This window comes from Hyphomonas sp. (assembly GCF_013823385.1).
In the GTDB taxonomy this organism is placed as follows: Bacteria; Pseudomonadota; Alphaproteobacteria; order Caulobacterales; family Hyphomonadaceae; genus Hyphomonas.
This window is the reverse complement of sequence record NZ_PNMA01000046.1, coordinates 1-18,631: the sequence shown is the minus strand read 5'-3', so window position 1 is coordinate 18,631 and position 18,631 is coordinate 1. Positions and strand designations below refer to the sequence as shown.

The following is an 18,631-nucleotide window of genomic DNA, read 5'->3' as shown; positions in this document are numbered from 1 at the left end:
GGGCCAGGGTCGGCGTCAGTTGCAGCGTGTCCTCAAGCGCAAGGCTGTAGGTATCCTCGCGGCTCCTCTGGGGCGGCTCGATGAAACCGGTGGGGAAGACCTGCGAGAATTCGACATGCTCGTCGCGGCGATAGTGGAACGCCAGCGCAATGCGGTTACGACCACCGGCGTAATCCAGCTGCGCCGACCCGCCATAGGCTTCGTCCTCGTACCAGCTGTTGAACACCCGCCCTGCGGTCAGCGTCTGGGTGGTCTGGGTGCGATCATCGAAGCCGCGCAGCAGGTTGTCGAAGCTGTTGAGATAGGCGCGGGTCTTGAGCGTCACGCCTTCGGTGATCGCGGTGGTGGACAGAAAATAGACGCTGTCGAGATTCCAGAACGGCCAGTTCCACGCCTGCGCCTGCGGCGAGGTGACGTGGAGCGGAGCGTTCTTGGAGCCTTCCTGCCGCGTGTAGCTCAGCGAATATTCGTCGGTTTCGTTGGACGTGAACCCGGCCTTGAGGTTGAGCCGCCAGTCCTCGGTGCGACCCAATTCACGCGCGCCGCCATCCTCGGTCGCGGTCGGGGTGAAGCCGCCTGCCAGATCCCAGTGATCGGTGAACTGGCGCGCGAAGCTCGCCTGCGCATACCACTTGTCCTGCGCCGTTCCGATCCGCCCGAAGGCGGTGTAGCCCGCATAATCCACTCCCCGGTCAAGATTGAGCGTGCCGCGCACCTCGCCTTCGACTTCGCGGGTGGGCCGGGTGGTCACAAGATTGATCGCGCCTCCTAGCGCTCCCGGCCCGTCGAGCACCGAGACATAGCCCTTTGCCACCTGCACCTCGGCGAGATCGGGCGTCAGGAAGCGCCCGAAATCGAGGCGGTTGTCATAGGGCAGATAGACCCGGATCCCGTCGATCGAAAGCGGCACCTGAAACCGGTCGAACCCGCGCACAAAGATCAGCCGCTCGTTGCGCGCGCCGCCGCTGTTCGACCCCACCACGCCGGGCAGCAGGTTCACCGAATCGTCCAGACTGTTGCGATTGAAGGCATAGATCGCCTCGGCAGTGAGGGTTTCGCCAGTGACGGCGATGCCTTCGGGCGGATCGGCGGTGACGATAATTTGGCCGAGGGTGAAGGTGCTGTCCTTCTCGGGTTCCTCCTCAGCGCTTTGGGCGAGCGCAGCGGCAGGCATTACGAAACACGCCGCCGAGGCGAGTAGAGCAATACGACGCATGAAAAAACCTCTTGATTATGTCGCTTTGCCAGTTGCCGTGGCGGGCGACTCGCTATATTCGATCAAATATAGGCAATCATCGCGGGGGCAAGTTTGGAAATGGTGAGAATGTGCATGGTGCTGGGTTTGCTCGGCCTAGCACTGCCGACCGCGGTTATGGCGCAGACGGCACCTAATGGTTGCACCGCGCCGGTCATGGCCGAGGGGGTGCTGGCCCCATGGAACAGCCCGGCGGCGCTGTCGGGGACGCAGCTCACCATCGGCCAAGCGGCGCGCCTCACACTGTTGCCAACACCCGAAGTGCGCTATGCCGTTCCGCCGGAAAGGCCCGCCGATGATGCCAGCTTCGGCGGGGTGTTCACTCTCACCGTCAGCGCTCCCGGCACCTATCGGGTGGCGCTCGGCAGCAGAGGCTGGATCGATGTGGTGAGCGCGGGCAGCACCATCACCTCGACCGCGCATGGCCACGGCCCGGAATGCACCGGCATTCGCAAAATGGTCGACTTTCCGCTCGCCCCCGGCACCTACACGATCCAGATCGCAGGAAGCCCCGAGCCGGACGCTGCGGTGCTGGTCGCGCGCCTGCCCTAGCCGACCGGCACGACATGGTTGGCCAATCGCGCCACCTCGTCACGGTCGTGGCTGACATAGAGGATCGGCAGCCGGAGTTCGTCACGTAGTCGCTCGATCACCGCCATGATCTCCTCGCGCCGCGCCCTGTCGAGCGAAGCGAGCGGCTCGTCCATCAACAGGAATCGCGGGCCTGACAGCAACGCCCGCCCGATCGCGACCCGCTGTGCCTCCCCGCCCGAAAGCGTGCGCGGCCAGCGGTCGAGCAGGTGGGCGATGCCGAGGAAACTGGTGGCTTCGTCCAGATCCATCCAGCGATCTTCGGGGCGGGCCAGGTTCCATCCATAGAGGAGATTGTCGCGCACGCGGCGGTGCGGGAACAGCCTTCCGTCCTGGAAGACATATCCAGCGCGACGATGGCGAGCCGGAAGATTGACGCCTGTCCGAGCATCGAACAGCACCGCGCCGCCCACCGCGATCCGCCCAGCATCCGGGCGCAGCAGGCCTGCCACCATGTTGAGCAGCGAGGTCTTGCCCGCCCCCGACGGCCCAAACAGCGCCGTGAGCCCGCTATCGGACATAAAGTCGGCAGCGATGATTCGCTCGCCAATCCTGCGCTCGGCCTGCACTTCAAACGACATGGCTGCTCTTCCCTTGCGCCGAGCGGCGGGTCAGGCCCTCCGATACCATCAGCGCCGCTAGCGACAGCGCCACGGCGATCAGCGACAGGCGCGTCACCGCGTCCTCGCTGCCGGGCACCTGCAAGGCGCTGTAGATCGCAATCGGCAGCGTGCGGGTCTCCCCCGGGATGTTCGAAACGAAGGTGATCGTCGCCCCGAACTCGCCAAGCGACCGCGCAAAGCCCAGCACCGCTCCCGCCAGCAACCCTGGCAGCGCCAGCGGCAGGGTGATCGTGGCGAACACCCTCATCCGCGACGCGCCAAGGGTTTCGGCGGCTTGCTCCAGCCTGCGGTCGACCGCATCGATTGACAGGCGCATCGCGCGCACCATCAGCGGCAACGCCATGATTGCCGCCGCCAGTGCCGCGCCGGTCCAGCGAAACATAAAGGTGAACCCCAGCGTCTCGGCCAACCATCGCCCGGCAGGACCATTGTTGCCGAAGGCGATCAGCAGCAGTCAGCCGGTTACGACGGGGGGCAGCACCAGCGGCAGATGCACCGCTGCATCGAGCAGAACACGTCCCGGAAACCGGACCCGCGCCAGCACCCAGGCAAGCGCGAAGGCGACCGGCAGGCTGGTCGCCACCGCAACGCCGCTGACCTTCAGCGACAGGGCGATTATCTCCCATTCCTCCGGCGACAGGTTCATGCGCGCGCCGACCTCAACGGGTGCCGAAACCGCGTCGCACAAAGATCGCCTTGCCCTCGCGCGATAGCAGGAAAGCCCGGAAACCTTCAGCCTCGCGGTTGGTCGAACGCTGCAGCAGCGCCAGCGGATAGGTGATCGGCGGGTGGGTGTCGGCGGCAAAGGTGCGAACCACCCGCACTTTGCGCGAGGCGCGCGCATCGGTGGCATAGACGATCCCGAAGGGTGCCTCCCCGCGCTCGACCAGCGCCAGCGCGGCGCGCACATTCTCGGCGCGCGCAAGCTTGCCCGCGACCGAGTTCCAGACGCCCAAACTTGTCAGCGCCGCCTTGCCGTATCGTCCGGCGGGCACGCTGTCCGGATCAGCCATCGCGAGCCGCCCCCTGCCCAGCGCACGGGCGAGGGGAAACCCCCGCTTGACCGCGAGCTGCGCCTTGCTGCTCGCCGGTGCGATCAGCACGAGGCGGTTGGACAGGAAGCCCGCGCGGCTGCCTTTGCGTACCAGGCCTTTGGCGGCAACGTAGTCCATCCATTCCTTGTCGGCCGAGATGAACATGTCGGCCGGTGCTCCCGCTTCGATCTGGCGGGCGAGTGCGGATGATCCGGCAAAAGAGATGACCGGGCGGGAATGCCCTTTCGCGGCCCATGCATTGGCTGCATCGGTGAGCGCCTCCTGCAAGCTTGCCGCCGCCAGCACCACCGGGCCGCGCTCTTCCGCCCGTGCCGGCGAAAGTCCAAGCAGCAGCAGCGACAGCAGTAGTCCAAGCTTATGAAACAGCGTCACGTGTTGGTCTCCCCGGCTATGTCTTGCCATATATGGCAGGCGCATCACGAGACCAACGACAAAGTCATTCCTTCTGGCTTGCTCGGGGCTCTAACAGCATTGCCTCTGCCAGGGCGGCGCGATCGGGGTTGGCTGAAGCGTCGATCAGCCCGCGTTGGAGCGCACGAAAATGCGCAAGCACCGTTGCACCAAAGTCCGTCAACCGGGCGCCGCCGCCATGTGCGCTGCCGGGCACGGTTGCAACCAGCGGCTCTTTCCAGCAGCGGTTCATGGTATCGACCAGCAACCAAGCTCGCCGGTAGCTCATCCCCATACTCCGCCCCGCCGCCGAGATCGACCCATGCCGCGCGATGGCGTCGAGCAGATCGGCCTTGCCCGGCCCCATGGCAATTTCCTTGCCGCAATAGAGCCGCAAGATGATCTTGAGCGAAGGGTCCGATGGCATGGCCAAAGGGTTAATGCGCACGACCTGACTGTGCAAGCAACCCGGAAGGCACCGGATCGAGCCATCCAACGCTGTCAATCATAGTGCCACCCAGTTTCGTTACCCAATGCGGCTCGGCGGCGTGCCCAAAAGGCGCTCAGGGGCTGTCGCCCTCCCCTCGCCAAGTCTCGCGAGAGGCTACCGACCGCGTGTTGGTCATTGAAGGGAATCCACGGAATTCAATGCCAGATCGCTTGACCTCATTGCCTACTTGGCAGATAGACAATGCGCGATGCTGTCTCAAAAGACCCGCTATGCCATTCGCGCGATGCAGCACCTTGCCGATCACCGTGGCGAGGGCCCGATTCAGCTGGCCGAGATCGCGGATAAGCAGAACATCCCCGCAAAGTTTCTTACCGTCATTCTGTCCGAACTGACCCGTGCGGGCCTTGTCGAGTCGCAGCGCGGGCGTGACGGGGGTTACTGGCTGGCGATCCCACCAGTCGATATCACCTATGGCGATCTTATTCGCCATATGAGGGGCAGCCTTGCGCTTGTGCCTTGCGCCAGCCGCTATGCGCATGAGAAGTGCAAGAACTGCGTTGAAGAAGGCGAATGCCGCACGCGCGCCTTGATGCTCGACGTGCGCGACCGGACAGCACAGATCCTCGATGACATCCGCCTGTCCGATCCGATTACGCCGGTGCCCGCTTTTGCGGACGAAGAGTCCTAACCGGCACGACAATTCGCCTCGGCGCACAAACCTCACCTTTCTCCGCCAGACAGAAAATCTGCTGAGAAGCCCTATTGTCAAGTAATTCACTTGAGTTTAGTTCCGTCGCTGCGGATCGAATCCGCGTAACGAAAGGCCCATTCATGGACCGTGACGAGAAACAATCTGGCGCAGGCGGTATTCTGCCCGACGCGCTGGCGCTGGTGAGCGAGGCGCTTGGGCGTCTGCGCTACGGCGCAATCCAGCTGACCGTGCATGACGGGAAGGTCATGCAGATCGACGTAACCGAAAGGAAGCGGCTGACCGATTGATCGGCACCGTGACCAAACTCCACCACACAACATCAGGGACGAGCAGACCGGACCACCGGATGCATGCCCGCTTGCAAAGGCGAGACCATGTATCCGTTTTCCATCCGCAGCGCCCTGCTGCTCGGCGCAGGCCTGACTGCGCTGTTCTCCACCCCATTGGCCGCACAGGACGAAGCGCCTACCGAAGCCCCCGACAGCGCCGAGGAGCCGCAAAGCTATGACATCATGGTCACCGCTCGTCGCCGCTCCGAAAGCGCGCAGGACATTCCGCTCGCCGTGTCGGTGATCGACGCCCGCCAGCTTGACGAGACGGGGGCGTTCAACGTGAACCGGCTTCAGCAGCTTGCGCCCACGCTACAATTTTATTCGTCCAACCCGCGCAACACGGCCGTGAACATCCGCGGTCTCGGTGTGCCCTTCGGTCTGACCAGCGACGGGTTCGAGCAGGGCGTCGGGATCTATGTCGACGACGTCTATTATTCGCGCGTCGCCTCGGCCACGTTCGACTTCCTTGATGTGGCGCAGATCGAGGTGCTGCGTGGGCCGCAAGGCACGCTCTACGGAAAGAACACCACTGCCGGCGCGATCAACATCACTACCAATCAGCCGAGCTTCGATTTCGAGGGGCGGGCGGAGGTGAGCCTTGGCAATTTCGAATTCCGGCAGGCGCGGCTTGCGATTTCGGGCCCGCTGTCTGATCGTGTGGCGGCGCGGGTCGCTTTCTCGGGAACCTCGCGGCGGGGCACGATCCGCAATGTGACAACCGGGCAGGACATCCAGAGCCTCGACAACCTCGGCCTGAGGACGCAGGTTTTGTGGGAAGCAGCCGATAACCTCAAGATCACGCTGGTCGGCGACTACAACAAGCAGGACGCCGATTGCTGCGGTTCGGTGTTCGTGCGCACCGGCACAACGCAGCGCCCCCTCAACCGTCAATTCGCCGCGCTCGCCGATGCGCAGAACTATGCGCCGCCAAGCACCAACCCGTTTGACCGCGTGACCGATCTCGACTCCCGGCTCAATGCGGGCAATGTTATCGCGGGCGCTGCGCTGCGGGCAGTATGGGACATCGGTCCGGGCACCTTCACCTCGGTCACGGCCTGGCGTTACTGGGACTGGAAGCCCGAGAACGACCGCGATTTCACTGGCCTGCCAATTGTCTCGCTGTCGCAAAACCCTTCGCAGCAGAACCAGTATACGCAGGAATTCCGCTACGCTTATTCGGGCGATAAGTTCGACTTCGTGGTCGGCGCTTTCGCCTTCGATCAGCGGATCGATACGCAGGGAACCGAAGCTCAGGGCCTCGCCGCGAGCCGCTGGAACATCGCGCCGAACAATCCGCTGTCGCTTGATCCGACTGTCCTCAACGGCTTGACCGCGCGCAACACCCAGTCCCTCGAAAGCACCAGTCTGGCGCTGTTCGGGCAATTGAGTTGGAAGGTCTCTGATGCCTTCACGATCCAGCCCGGCGCGCGGCTAAACTACGACAAGAAATCGGGTTTCTATCAGCGCCGGGTGTTCACGGGCACGGGGACAGAGCTGACAGGCCGTGAAACCGACGCCCGCAGCCGTGCGCAGCTTGCCATCTTCCAGCCGCAGGTCAGTGCGCCCGAGGATACCGACTGGAACTTAACCTATGACCTGACGCTGAGCTATGAGGTTGCGCCGGATGTGCTCGCCTATGGCACCTATGCCAAGAGCTTCAAGACCATCGGGATCAACCAGAACGGGCTGCCGACCGATGCCAGTGGCCAGCCGATTGCGGCAGCAGGGACAATCCGGCCGGAGAACGTCGATCACTTCGAGGTCGGTCTCAAGAGCCAGTTCTGGGATCGCCGTGCGACGCTCAACCTCGCTGCTTTCCGCACAGACATCCGCGACTATCAAGCGACTGTAATCAACGGTGAGTTCGGGGTGCTGCGCGGCTTCCTCGCAAATGCGGGCAAGGTGCGCTCGCAGGGGATCGAGGCGGACTTTGCAATCCGTCCGAGCCAGCGCTTCACGGCCTACACCAACGCAGCCTATACCGACGCGAAGTATGTGCGCTTCACCGATGCGCCGTGCCCTCCGGAACTGGCGGGCGGCACCATCGCAGGCCCCGGCCAGACACCATCCGCTCCCGGCACGCCCGGCGGGATCAGCCCGGCCAATTGCGACATTTCCGGCCAGCGACTGCCGGGCGTGTCGAAGTGGGCGTTCTCCTTCGGGGCGGAGGGCAATCTGCCGACTGAGTTCCTTGGCAAGCCGGGCGAAGTCTACCTCGGATATGATGGCAGCTATCGGTCGGGCTTTTCCTCCAACCCCTCGCCCTCGGCCTTCACCAATGTCGAAGGGTACCACCTGTCCAACTTCCGCGTGGGCTTCCGCTCGGACGACGGGCTGAACCTTTTCGCCTGGGTCAGGAACGCCTTCGACGAGAACTATTTCGAGCAATTCGTCGTCGGCCCCGGCAATACCGGGCTGATCGCAGGGCTTCCAGGCGACCCGCGCACCTGGGGCGCGACCGCCTCGATTACCTTCTAGACCTGCCAAGCGCAGAGAGGACCGCCTCATGCCCGACATAATCCCGCTCCTGATCGACATCGCGCCGTTCATCGCCATCGGCTTTGCGGCGCAGATGATCGACGGGGCGCTTGGCATGGCTTTCGGGGTCGTTAGTCAGACCTTGCTCGTGAGCATGCTCGGCGTTGCTCCGTCGACCGCTTCGGCGAGCGTCCATCTGGTCGAGATGTTCACCACCGGCGCATCGGGGGCCAGCCACATCTGGCATCGCAACGTCGACTGGGGCTTGTTCAAGCGCCTCGTCCCTTTCGGCGTGCTCGGAGGGGTCACCGGGGCTTATTTGCTATCGAATATCGACGCCTCCGCCGCGCGGCCCTTCGTGATGCTCTATCTGACCGGCATCGGCTTTTACCTGTTGTGGCGTGCTATCCGCATGGCCAAACCGCGCTTCGAGGATCCGCGCTACACCCGGCCGCTCGCCGCAGCGGGGGGGTTCCTTGATGCTGCAGGAGGGGGCGGGTGGGGACCGGTCGTTACGTCGAACCTGTTGATCCAGGGCGGCGAGCCGCGCAAGGTGATCGGCACAGTGAATTCCGCCGAATTCCTGCTCGCGCTGTCGATCTCGATCACCTTCGTCGCCACGATCGGCCTTGCCGCCTTCACCATGACGACAGTCGGCCTGATCGTCGGCGGGGTGGTCGCCGCGCCTTTCGGAGCGGTGCTGGCCGGCCGGATCAAGCCGCGCCTGCTGCTGTTCGGAGTGTCGTTGGTTTTGATCGTCACTAGTTCCTACAGCATCTACAAGGCATGGCCGATCCTCTGAGGACCTGACGTGGACACCGAGCTGATCCTCATCTGCGCCCTCACCGTGATCATCAACCTGATCGGTGCGCTGGCCTATGCCGCACGGATTGCCGGAGTGCGGACCGGGCGCATCGCGCTCAGCTTTGCGCTGTTCAACGTGCTGCTGCTGGTGTCGCGCACCTCCAACGGGTTCCTCGCCCCGTTCCTTGCCAAGCGGATCGAGACCGGGCTGGCCAATGGTGCGGGCGATGCCTTGCTGTTCGATCTCCGGCTGGTGCTGTTCTCCGCCGCCGCCGCCGTCGCGCTTGGCATCGTGCTGGTGCCAACCGGACAACGTCTGTTCGCAGCGGCGATCACCTTCTTTCAGGCAAACCGCTCGACCACCAAGCTGCTGCTGCGCAGCGTCACACCGGCGGGCCTCAGCACAATCCGGGATTCAGTCGCGCTACCTTCTGCCGACACGTTACGCTCGCTTAAGGGCCCGCGCGGGGTGAGCTGGTCGGTGCTGATCGCCAACGCCGCCGCGCAAGGCTTGCTGGCGGTGGGCGTGCTGGCTTCGCTCTACGCCGGATTTCTCGTCCCCGAATTCAGGGTCACTGCCTCGCAGATGACCGCCATTGTGAACGGCTTTGCGACAATCCTGTTATTCGCGCTGATCGACCCGCAGATTTCGGCGCTGACCGACGATGTGGTCGATGGCAGCGTGAGCGAGGCAACCTTTCGCCGCGCGATGATCTGGGTGTCGGTGAGCCGCTTCGTCGGCACCCTGATGGCGCAGGTCATGCTAGTCCCTGCGGCAGTATTGATCGCTTGGGCGGCGGGTTGGATTTAGTGCTCAAGACGATCGCCCGTCCTTCCGTCTGTCATTGATCCGACCGCTTCACGGGCATCCAACCAATTGCCTTGCAAGCCACTAGTGACGCCAGCAGTCCCAACAGAACAGAGGCGAGCATCTGACTCGGCCAATGTCCGCCCAGCACCACCCGCGCCGATGACCCGGCGACGACCACTGCGAGCGCCAATACTCGCATAAAGAGTGCACGCCTACTGCCCGCAACCACAATCACGGCCACCCCGAAAATGCTGCCATAGGTCAACCCAAAGGTCGAGGGCAGGCCGCTTGAACCGCTGGCGCTAACCACTGCGACGAGGTCTGGCGAGGGGCGTGGCACAAGGATAGCTGCGCGCAGGATCATGTCGGTCAGCCATGCCAAGCCGAAAGCCACCGGGACCGCGAGTGCGACGCGCCAGCTGGCAGCAAGCCAAGCCATCCCCGCGCCGACCACAATCGTTGCGACCACCAGCGGCGGCCTGGCCGTTTGAGTCAGCCATTCCGCCCATGATGGCTGCAGGCCGAATGCCGCTTGCACACCCCGCGTTATCGTCACATCACCCGGCAGCGGTCCCTGAATGGCCAAGCTGGCTCCGCCCGTTGCAAGCGTAAGCAACATCAGGATCACAAAAATCCGCAGAAAACGGCCAGTCATGCAATGGCAGCCAAGTACCGCGCATCCACCACCTCCCAATCGAGATTGGTCATAAACGCATCGACATACTTCGCTGCTGCCGACCCATAATCCATGTGAAAGCTGTGCTCATACATGTCGAGTGTGATCAGCGGCGCGCCGGTGACGGGCGAGTGCATATGATCGGCCGCCCAGTAATTGTGGAGCGACCCGGTGTAGCGGTTGTAGCTGAGGATGCACCAGCCCGATCCCCCCGCCAGCGACATCGCGGTGCGGCGGAACTCGGCTTCCCATGCGGCAAAGCTGCCGAACCAACTATCGAGCGCCTCCTTGATCGAACCGCCGGACTTGCCGTCTCCGCCCAGCGCATCGAAGTAATACTCGTGTAGCACCACCGATCCGGTCCGGTGCAATTCCTCGCGCTTTAGCCCGGCATAGGCGACTGGGGGGAAGTCGGGGTCGGCCATGGCGGCAGCAAGCCGGGTTTCGATGATGTTGAGCCCGCGGACCGAGCCTTGATAATTGTTCTGCCAATGCGAGGTGATCAACCTTTCGGATAGGCCGGTGAGCTTGGCCGGGTCGAAGCGCAGGGGCTTTGGGTTGTGCTTGCCTGCGAACGCGGGCGCAGCCGCAGGGACGGCGGCCTGTGCCGCCGCGGCGGTGCTGGTCCCCGCCAGGGCGATACCAGTTGCCGACAAAGCCGCGCTGCCGATCGCCTGACGCCGGGTGATGATTGCCATTGCGCTTTCCCTTCAGAAACCCAGAACAAGAACCATAATCAGACCAGCCGCAGCCGCAACACTGAGCACTCGTAGCACCGACCACTTCAGGCCAAAGGCCAGCACCGCCGCCAGCGCCGCCAAGACGCCCGCGCGCCAGTCGAAAGTCGCCAGATCAGGCCAATAGAGCCGCAGCGGGCCGAATTGGCGCTGCCCCACCTCGGCAAACAGCACGTGCAGCGCAAACCATGCGGTAAGGTTGGCGATCACACCCACCACCGCTGCCGTCACTGCGGCCAGCCCGCCTTTCAGCCGCACGGCGTTGCCCAGCCGGTCGATCCACGGTGCAAAGGCGAAAATCCATAGGAAGCACGGTGCAAAGGTCACCCACGTGGTGAGGCCCGCCCCCAGCAATCCGGCGACGAACGGCGTGAACGGCTCCGGCGCGCGGAAGGCGGCGAGGTAGCCGACGAATTGCGTCACGAGGATCAGCGGCCCCGGCGTCGTCTCAGCAAGGCCCAGCCCGTCGGCCATCTCGCCCGGCTGAAGCCAGCCAAACCCCTGCACCGCCTCCTGCGCCATATAAGCGAGCACCGCATAGGCACCGCCGAACGTGACGATGGCGAGCTGCGAGAAGAACACGCCGATCTCCCACAGCACGTGATCCTGCCCCAGCGTCAGCGCGATCAGTAGCATCGGCGCGGCCCACACTGCGCCCCACAGCGCGACCGACAGGATGGTGCTGCGCCACGGGCGGTCAGGCAGGACGTCACCAGCCTTGCCGGGCTTCAGCGCGAGCAGGTCAGGCCGCCAAGCCGCAACCACCATGCCAATCACGCCGGAACCCAGCACGATCAGCGGAAACGGCAGATCGAACAGGAACAGCCCCACAAACGCCGCAGCGGCCAACGCCCGCTTCAATCCGGTGTCGAGCGCGCGGCCTGCAATCCGCAGCAGCGCCTGCACGACAATCGCCAGCACCGCCGCCTTGACGCCCAGAAACAGCGCCTCCACCCACGCGAGATTGGCGGCGAAGGCATAAAGCACCGACAGCGCGAGAATGATCGCCGCGCCCGGAATGACGAACAGCAACCCCGCCGCCAACCCGCCGCGCCAGCCGTGCAGCCGCCACCCGATCCAGGTGGCCAATTGCTGCGCTTCGGGCCCGGGCAGAAGGTGGCAGAAGTTGAGCGCGTGGAGGAAATCTTCCTCCGCGATCCACTTACGTTCATCCACCAGCTCGCGGTGCATCAGCGCAATCTGCCCCGCGGGTCCGCCGAAGCTCAACAGGCCGATCCGGGTGAAGACCCGCAAGAGGTCAGGAAATGTGGAGGAAGCCCCCGATTGCGGATCCAGAGAAATTGAAGTGGTGCCCAATTCAGCCATGCTTACCTCGTGCAACAACCCCGCCGCATGGACAGGGAAGCGAGGCAACGCTTGGGCCGACGCGGCCTTGACGGGAGGTTGCTTGGTCCCGCGCACACGATCTAGCTTCGTGCCGGATGGGGATCAAGCCTATAGACCCTGCACATGCGCGACGCCAATTGACGCAAAGGCCCAACACGCGAGGCCGGCAGTCAGCTGCGCGCTCCACACGAGGCGGACAAACATCTGTTCTCTCATTACTTGCACCTTCTGGACCAGCTATTGTGGCCTCGCTGCCTTGGTCCGTTTGCTCGCAGGCACTGCAGAAACGAGCGGCGTGCGAGGATCCAGGGCAACTTCGGGAAAAGCCTCAGCATTCCGAGTACGGCCGGTGGCAGCAGGAAGCGCTACTCCGGCCCCAATCATGGCATGGAAAGGATTTGCGGTTCGCCATGACGCTGTCGACCCAGCGTTGCCGGTGAAGGGCGGTCGAGCCGCTGCATGCCGCTTCGATTTCGGGTGCCGCAGTTCGCAGAAGCTGGCGCAACAGGAACTTGCCATAAGGCCAGCTGCCAATGCCCGAATCGGCGTTGATATGGCCGAGGGGGCCTGCGTTGATCAGTTGGCTGCCCCATTTGCGCGCCATCCGCTTGGCCTGGCCTAACTGGGCATAGGGGTCGTCCTCGCTGGCGACCAACAGGCTGCGAAATGGCAGGTGGCCCTGGATCAGTGGTCCAAAGCGCCTCAGTCGGGGATCAACTTCCGCGCTTTCGACGTCGGGTGGAGCAACCAGCAACGCACCAACCACCGGGTGACTGCGGACGGTCTGTTCAAACTCCGCCCACCACGCGACGGCGTGGCAACCGAGACTATGGGCGACAAGAATGACGGGTCTGCCTGCCTTGTGGATGGCAAGGTTGAGCTGATTGACCCAGTGATTGCGGACAGGATCGTCCCATTTCCCCAGCTGTACACGCTTTGCGCCAGGCAATTCACTCTCCCAGCGGGTTTGCCAGTGATCAGGGCCGCTGTTGTTGAGACCCGGCACCAGCAGAACTTGCGGCAGGTGGACGTGATCAAGAGAAATGATGTGTTCGTATCTGGCCATCGTCTAGCTCCGTGCTTCGGATAAGCCGGTCGACTCGGTATACGTCCCGACAGCAATGAATTTAACTCAATCGATTTAATTGACAATAAGTCTGCGATGAAGCGTTGGCGAACCGCGCTAAACTTCCGAGGATCAAATATCAAAAAAGAGACCGGGTACTGGCAAGGAAACTGCGTCGCGATTCGGACGCCAACGGTGAGGCCTATCCTCGCATCTTGGAAAGGCTGCCTTGCCCCAGCCTCGCTAATTGCCGCCTTCGCTACGCCACAGTTGCCGAACGAGATTTTGAGCTTGCCTGATGGCGAGCTGTTGCGTTGACCTCGGTCACAGGGTGCCACCCATGCCCAACCGATGGAGGCCAGTCTCGTGACAAACGCAGCCGACAGGATCATCCGCCTCAGGACCGTTCTCGACCGCACAGGTCTGTCGCGCTCGACAGTCTACCGCAAGATTGCCGAGGGTACATTCCCGCGTCAGGTGAGGATCAGCGTACACGGGGCAGGCTGGCGGGAGTCTGCCATCAATCGCTGGATTGACGACCCAGTCGGCTGGCGACCTGAAGGCGAGGAGAAGCGGTCCTAACGGCCTGCTCAGGCTTGCCGGCTGGCCTTTAGTTGGACGACCTTCCCACTACCGGAACTGGCGCAATAGCCAGCCCATGCTTCCATAAGCTTGCGACGCTTCTCGAACAGGTCCCCGCGTCGATAAGCAGCTTCGGCCTTGTTGGCGATCGTATGCGCCAGCGCCATTTCACAGACCTCATGTGAAAATCCGGTTGTCTCTGACGCCCAGTCGCGGAAGGTCGAGCGAAAGCCGTGGACGGTGACATCCGACTTCATGCGACGCAGCAACATCATCATGGCCATCGATGACAACGGACCCTCGGGCTTGGGGCCCGGGAAAAGATAAGGGCCCCGGCCAAGAGCCGCCATCGCTTCCACAATCTCGATTGCGTGAGGTGACAATGGCACGCGATGTTCGCGGCCTGCCTTCATCCGTGCGGCAGGGATGGTCCAGACCTTCTTTTCGAGATCGACCTCGTCAGCTTGGGCACCGAGGACCTCACCTGAGCGGGCGGCGGTTAGGATCAGAAACTCAAGCGCTCTGGCGGCTACCGCCTCCCGATCAAGCAAATCGGCAAAGAATGCGGGTAGCTCTTCATAGGCTAGCGCTTTGTGATGTCCTCGCGATAGTCGCTGGCGCTTGGGTAGCAGCTGATCAAGGTGCCCACGCCATCGTGCCGGGTTCTCGCCCGATCGATGGCCGCGCGCCTTGGCAGCATCCAGAACATTCTCGATCCGGCCGCGCAGCCGCTCGGCAGTTTCTGGAGTACGCTGCCACAGCGGCTGCAGCACTTTGAGAACATCCTTGGTCGCGATCTCATCCACGGGCATGGCACGGATCGGCTCTGCGTATTTGGTCAGCGTCATGGTCCATTGCGCTGCATGTTTGGCGTTGCGCCATGACGGACGCATTGCTTCGACATAGGCATCGGCGCTCTGGCCGAAGGTCGGCACGCTCTCATCTTTTGCGCGTTCGGCTTTGGGATCGCCGCCGCTGGCGAGCAGCGCGCGCAGCGCTGCGGCTTCTGCGCGGGCCTTGGCCAGTGACAGATCACGTGCGCTGCCAAGCCCCAGCTCGGTTCGCTTGCCCGCGCGCGTGTACATGAAGATCCAGCGCCGACGACCGCTGTCATCGACGAACAGATAAAGTCCGCCGCCATCAGCATGCCGTCCCGGCACCTTGAGCTTCGCGACCTGTGTGGCGCTCAGCTTGTTCAGTGTTCTTGATCCCATATCGCCGTTCCTCGGTCCCACTTCCGGTCCCACTTTCGGTCCCACTTTGTGTGTGAGATTGAGCGGGATGAAACGATAAGACATGGAACGCGAAAATGGAATAATTTATTATTGTTGCTATAGAAAATGAGATCCTTTGGGTGGATTTGGTGCAATATGAAACAGGCTCATTCGCGGACTCCGTCTCCGCCACCGGCCTATTTGAAGCGCGAATCTTTCCGCTCAGGCGGAACCTGTCCCCTTGACCGCATCAACCATAGCAGGCCTCATCAACCTGCGGTCTTGGTTCGCTGTTCGAGCGGGAGCGCCAGCACGTCGTGATGGCGGGCAGCAATCAGCGGGGACAGGCCCTGATTGGCTCCGATGTCGAGGAACAGGGAGCGATCATCGGCACGCCATAGGCCGTGGCGACCGCGCTCGGGTTCTGCATTGGTTGCAGCCTTGCGGCAAGCCGATGGACATGGCGCGTCGTCCGGGCGCGCAGGACCCGCAGATGGCGCCAAGCCAGAAAGTCGCGGGCCATGGGCAGAACCGATCGGCGGTCAGGGCAGCGGCAGGGGTTACCGGCTCCAATCGGGATCTCCCGGCGACGATGGGATTGAGAGGGGCCGGCGCTATTCGGCCGGCTGGCACGCGCCGTGCGGACGCGGAGCGGGCCCGCCGCGCAGACGGCGGCGCAGGGAAAAGAAGATCACCGCTGCGCCGATCAGCGGGAGGTAGAAGAACAGCAGCCGCCACATGCTCATCGCCGGCAGCAGCACGGCGCGCTCCACAAAGGGCGCGAACAGCAGCAGGAAACCGGCCTCCGCTCCGCCCACGCCGCCCGGCGAAGGTATGACCGAACTGATCGACTGCACCAGATATTGCAGCAGCCAGAACAGCGCCGGTTGCCATGAGGTACCAAAGGCCGCGAGCACCAGCCCGGCAATCGAGAAACGCACGCTCCATTGCACAAGGGCGAGGCCCATACTGAGCAGGGCCACCGCCTTGCCCCGGCGAAGCAGTGCCCCCCAATCGCGTGCCACCATTGTCAGCGACAGCCGCACGCGCCGCCAAAGCCCGCTCAGCGCGGCGCGAACCCGCAGGCTCAGCACCCCTGCCCGTATGAGCGCGCCGACCACCACGAACACGGCAAGGGCCCCGGCCAGAATAATGGCACCGACCTGCAGGCTCTGTGCGGCGTGGAGCGCGAAATCCGGGTCGGCCGCAAGGACGTCGCGCATCGCGAAGCCGGTCAGGGTCGCTGCCAGCGCGGCGAGGCCAAACAGGCTCAGCGCGTCTTCGGCAGCCTGGAACGAAATCAGGGAGACGGCCCGCCTTATCTCAATCCCTTCGCCGACCAGGAACAGCACCTTGATCGGCATGCCGCCCACAGCCGAGGGCGTGACCGAATTGGCAAGGATGGTGCCCGTTATCACCCGCAAGGACCCGCCAAACCCGAGGTCGAGCCCGAGGAAGCGGCTCGTGATCGCAAACCGCAGGGCATTGGCCAGCATAGGCACGAACACGAGCACCCCGGCCAGCGCGAGCATGTGGGGGGCGACCAGCCGCTCGGCCAGATCGATCGCGCCGAGCGACCAGACCAGAACGGCGATATTGACCAGCGCAAGGACCGGCAGCAGCCACAGCGCAAGGCCGAGCGTGCGGCGCGGCAATGCACCAAGATGCAGCCCCAGCGCATCGCGCCGGGACGCAGCCTCGTGTGTGGATTGAGGGGGATCGGGCAGCGTCAAGTAATGTCCAGCGCCCGTCTTGCAGGAATGCCCCAGCCCTTGGCCCGGCGTGCGTCGCGGGCGGCAAGCGCGGCGGCGTATTCTACCTTGATCAGCTGTTCGAAGGTCTGCTCCCAGCGGTTGTTCGCATTGGCCAAGGCGAGGCTGCGACGACGCGCATCAGCATAGTCGCCACGCCACAGGTCTGCAACATTGGCAGCCATCGCCGCCGCATCGTCCACCGGACCAAGCCGGCCGGTGCCTTCGGGCACGCGGTCGATCATCGCGCCGCTTGCCACCCCGACCACGGGCAGCCCCGAGGCCTGCGCTTCCAGCACCGAAATCCCGAACGTCTCGTTGGCCATGCCGGAGACATAGATGTCGCTCGAGGCAAGCGCACGGGCCAGCGCCAGCCGATCGGTCTCAAACCCGGGAAAGGCGATCGGCAGGCCGCGCGCTTCCTCCTGCAATTGCTGACGCAGCTTCCCGTCTCCCAGCAGCACCATCACCGCGCCCAATTCCGGCGGAAGGGCCTTGAACATGCGCACGAGCATGTCGGTGCGCTTCTCGTTATCGATCCGTCCGGCATAGATCAGCAGCGGGCCATCCGTTTCCGGAAGTCCGAGCGCGGTGCGGAAGCCGGGATCGCGGTGTTCGGGCGAAAACTGGGTCAGGTCGACCCCGAGACCAAGCTGGCCGGTATTGGTCTGGCCCAGCCGGTGCAACATGCGCTCGGCATCGCGGCCCAGCGTATACACGCGGTCAAAGCGGTTATAGGTCAGCGCGGCATAGGCATAGGCGATGCCGCGAAAGAAGCTGGCCGGATAATGGCCCGCCAGATCGTTCACCACGCGATAGACGTGGGCATTGGGAAAGTCGGTGCGGTAACCCGCCACCAGCGCGGTATCGGGAAAGCGCCTGCGATGCCGTATCGCGATCCACGGCAACACCCATGGGCACAGGCTTTCGACGATATCGGGCTGGTATTCCCGCAGCAGCGCGAAGACCGCATCATTGCGGCTGATCCAGCGATAATTGGGGCTGCCCCAGACCTGTCCCGAACCGACCTCGGCAAGGATCGTCCGCCCTTCGACTGTGATCCGGTCGTGTGGGCCTGGCACAATCTGTATCAGGCGATGCGCTGTGCGGTCCTGAATGTACCGGCGCTTTTCCTTGAGATAGGTGGAGATACCGCCACCCCCGGTCGGTGACCAGCTTTGCGTAAGGTCACAGATCAGCAGGCTTTCGCTCACGCGGCGCTCCACGATTAGGTTGGCAGGTGCTGTGTCAGCCGGCGGGAGGGCCAGCACGGTAGGTTTGACCCGATTCGGGTCGTGTGTGCGCGGGCTTGATGAAACGCTCGTGATGAAATCGGGTCTGATCAGCGACAGATTTTTGATCGATTTGTTGATTAAGGGTCATGTGAGGATCACAATCGACCTTGTGCCCCTCAAGAGCCCCGCAAGGCTGACGGAGCGTTAACCAGAGTGCGCTACGCCCCCGGGTCTGATCCGAGGAGCGCCTTCATGAGCTTTCAGTCGCCTATCGTCCCGCATGCCGAAACCCTGTGCGCGCCGGTGCCGCCCGCTGCGCCCAGCCTGCCGCAGAACGACACCCATGCCCAGAAGGCCGCACGCGCGGCGCAGCTGGCGGCAAGCCAGCAGGCCTACGTCTGGGACGACCAGGTGGCGACTCTCCCCGGCGTGCCGCTGGCCAAATCGGTGCCGCTCGACAATCTGCCGACGCTGCAATGGTGGGCCCTCTTGATCGGCATCAGCCTCAAGATCGTGCGCAA

General features: G+C 63.6%; 18 protein-coding genes and 2 pseudogenes. 8 read left to right on the top strand and 12 right to left on the bottom strand.

What is annotated here, in order from left to right; all coding sequences use genetic code 11:
* Positions 1–1,216 (bottom strand): TonB-dependent siderophore receptor (locus C0456_RS18120; RefSeq protein ID WP_291055176.1); only part of this gene is annotated, 1,216 nt, incomplete at its 3' end.
* Positions 1,217–1,342: 126 nt separating this feature from the next.
* On the opposite strand from C0456_RS18120, the gene C0456_RS18115 reads away from it, so the two are divergent.
* Positions 1,343–1,807: a hypothetical protein gene (locus C0456_RS18115; RefSeq protein WP_291055173.1), complete on the top strand. Its 465-nt coding sequence runs from the start codon at positions 1,343–1,345 to the stop codon at positions 1,805–1,807.
* Here C0456_RS18115 and C0456_RS18110 read toward each other — a convergent pair.
* From C0456_RS18110 to C0456_RS18090, 4 genes and pseudogenes are all read right to left on the bottom strand, one after another.
* Positions 1,804–2,427, bottom strand: a complete 624-nt coding sequence (locus C0456_RS18110; RefSeq protein WP_291055169.1) for a molybdenum ABC transporter ATP-binding protein — start codon at positions 2,425–2,427, stop codon at positions 1,804–1,806. The genes C0456_RS18115 and C0456_RS18110 overlap by 4 nt on opposite strands.
* Positions 2,417–3,115, bottom strand: a pseudogene (modB, locus tag C0456_RS18105) (molybdate ABC transporter permease subunit). Before modB ends, C0456_RS18110 begins: the two are co-directional and overlap by 11 nt.
* Positions 3,116–3,128: 13 nt before the next feature.
* On the bottom strand, positions 3,129–3,890 hold the full coding sequence (gene modA, locus C0456_RS18095; RefSeq protein WP_367179312.1) for a molybdate ABC transporter substrate-binding protein: 762 nt from the start codon (positions 3,888–3,890) through the stop codon (positions 3,129–3,131).
* Between the two features lie 70 nt (positions 3,891–3,960).
* Positions 3,961–4,341 carry a winged helix-turn-helix domain-containing protein gene (locus tag C0456_RS18090; protein ID WP_291055157.1) on the bottom strand — a complete coding sequence of 127 codons (381 nt, stop codon included), beginning with the start codon at positions 4,339–4,341 and terminating at the stop codon, positions 3,961–3,963.
* 271 nt (positions 4,342–4,612) lie between these two features.
* Here C0456_RS18090 and C0456_RS18085 point away from each other — a divergent pair, with 271 nt between their 5' ends.
* The 5 genes from C0456_RS18085 to C0456_RS18065 all read left to right on the top strand — a co-directional run bounded on the left by C0456_RS18085 (position 4,613) and on the right by C0456_RS18065 (position 9,502).
* The gene (locus C0456_RS18085; protein WP_291055154.1) at positions 4,613–5,053 is read left to right on the top strand and encodes an Rrf2 family transcriptional regulator; all 441 of its coding nucleotides are present in this window, start codon (positions 4,613–4,615) and stop codon (positions 5,051–5,053) included.
* 143 nt (positions 5,054–5,196) lie between these two features.
* A complete protein-coding gene (locus C0456_RS18080; protein ID WP_291055151.1) occupies positions 5,197–5,364 on the top strand; it encodes a YezD family protein in 168 nt (55 codons plus the stop codon).
* 87 nt (positions 5,365–5,451) lie between these two features.
* Positions 5,452–7,887 carry a TonB-dependent receptor gene (locus tag C0456_RS18075; protein ID WP_291055148.1) on the top strand — a complete coding sequence of 812 codons (2,436 nt, stop codon included), beginning with the start codon at positions 5,452–5,454 and terminating at the stop codon, positions 7,885–7,887.
* A 28-nt stretch (positions 7,888–7,915) separates the two neighbouring features.
* Positions 7,916–8,689 carry a sulfite exporter TauE/SafE family protein gene (locus C0456_RS18070; protein ID WP_291055145.1) on the top strand — a complete coding sequence of 258 codons (774 nt, stop codon included), beginning with the start codon at positions 7,916–7,918 and terminating at the stop codon, positions 8,687–8,689.
* Between the two features lie 9 nt (positions 8,690–8,698).
* The gene (locus tag C0456_RS18065) at positions 8,699–9,502 is read left to right on the top strand and encodes a lipid II flippase Amj family protein (RefSeq protein ID WP_291055141.1); all 804 of its coding nucleotides are present in this window, start codon (positions 8,699–8,701) and stop codon (positions 9,500–9,502) included.
* Positions 9,503–9,533: 31 nt separating this feature from the next.
* Here the strand turns inward: C0456_RS18065 and C0456_RS18060 are convergent, their stop codons facing one another.
* The 4 genes from C0456_RS18060 to C0456_RS18045 form a co-directional block, all read right to left on the bottom strand.
* Positions 9,534–10,157 carry a phosphatase PAP2 family protein gene (locus C0456_RS18060; protein WP_291055138.1) on the bottom strand — a complete coding sequence of 208 codons (624 nt, stop codon included), beginning with the start codon at positions 10,155–10,157 and terminating at the stop codon, positions 9,534–9,536.
* The gene (locus C0456_RS18055) at positions 10,154–10,876 is read right to left on the bottom strand and encodes a Fe-Mn family superoxide dismutase (protein WP_291055135.1); all 723 of its coding nucleotides are present in this window, start codon (positions 10,874–10,876) and stop codon (positions 10,154–10,156) included. The genes C0456_RS18060 and C0456_RS18055 overlap by 4 nt, the downstream gene beginning before the upstream one ends.
* Before the next feature lie 12 nt (positions 10,877–10,888).
* Positions 10,889–12,241: a chromate efflux transporter gene (chrA, locus tag C0456_RS18050; RefSeq protein ID WP_291055132.1), complete on the bottom strand. Its 1,353-nt coding sequence runs from the start codon at positions 12,239–12,241 to the stop codon at positions 10,889–10,891.
* Between the two features lie 349 nt (positions 12,242–12,590).
* Positions 12,591–13,328, bottom strand: a complete 738-nt coding sequence (locus C0456_RS18045) for an alpha/beta hydrolase (protein ID WP_291055129.1) — start codon at positions 13,326–13,328, stop codon at positions 12,591–12,593.
* 366 nt (positions 13,329–13,694) lie between these two features.
* Here C0456_RS18045 and C0456_RS18040 point away from each other — a divergent pair, with 366 nt between their 5' ends.
* The gene (locus C0456_RS18040) at positions 13,695–13,910 is read left to right on the top strand and encodes an AlpA family transcriptional regulator (protein WP_291055127.1); all 216 of its coding nucleotides are present in this window, start codon (positions 13,695–13,697) and stop codon (positions 13,908–13,910) included.
* Positions 13,911–13,918: 8 nt separating this feature from the next.
* On the opposite strand, the gene C0456_RS18035 is transcribed toward C0456_RS18040, so the two are convergent.
* The 3 genes from C0456_RS18035 to C0456_RS18025 all read right to left on the bottom strand — a co-directional run bounded on the left by C0456_RS18035 (position 13,919) and on the right by C0456_RS18025 (position 18,089).
* A complete protein-coding gene (locus C0456_RS18035) occupies positions 13,919–15,124 on the bottom strand; it encodes a tyrosine-type recombinase/integrase (protein ID WP_367179311.1) in 1,206 nt (401 codons plus the stop codon).
* Between the two features lie 614 nt (positions 15,125–15,738).
* Positions 15,739–16,857: a lysylphosphatidylglycerol synthase transmembrane domain-containing protein gene (locus tag C0456_RS18030; RefSeq protein ID WP_291055121.1), complete on the bottom strand. Its 1,119-nt coding sequence runs from the start codon at positions 16,855–16,857 to the stop codon at positions 15,739–15,741.
* Positions 16,854–18,089 (bottom strand): glycosyltransferase, encoded by a 1,236-nt coding sequence (locus C0456_RS18025; protein WP_291055118.1) that lies wholly within the window; start codon positions 18,087–18,089, stop codon positions 16,854–16,856. Before C0456_RS18025 ends, C0456_RS18030 begins: the two co-directional genes overlap by 4 nt.
* A gap of 273 nt (positions 18,090–18,362) precedes the next feature.
* Here C0456_RS18025 and C0456_RS18020 point away from each other — a divergent pair.
* Positions 18,363–18,631 (top strand): annotated as a pseudogene (locus tag C0456_RS18020) (arachidonate 15-lipoxygenase); the annotation flags it as partial.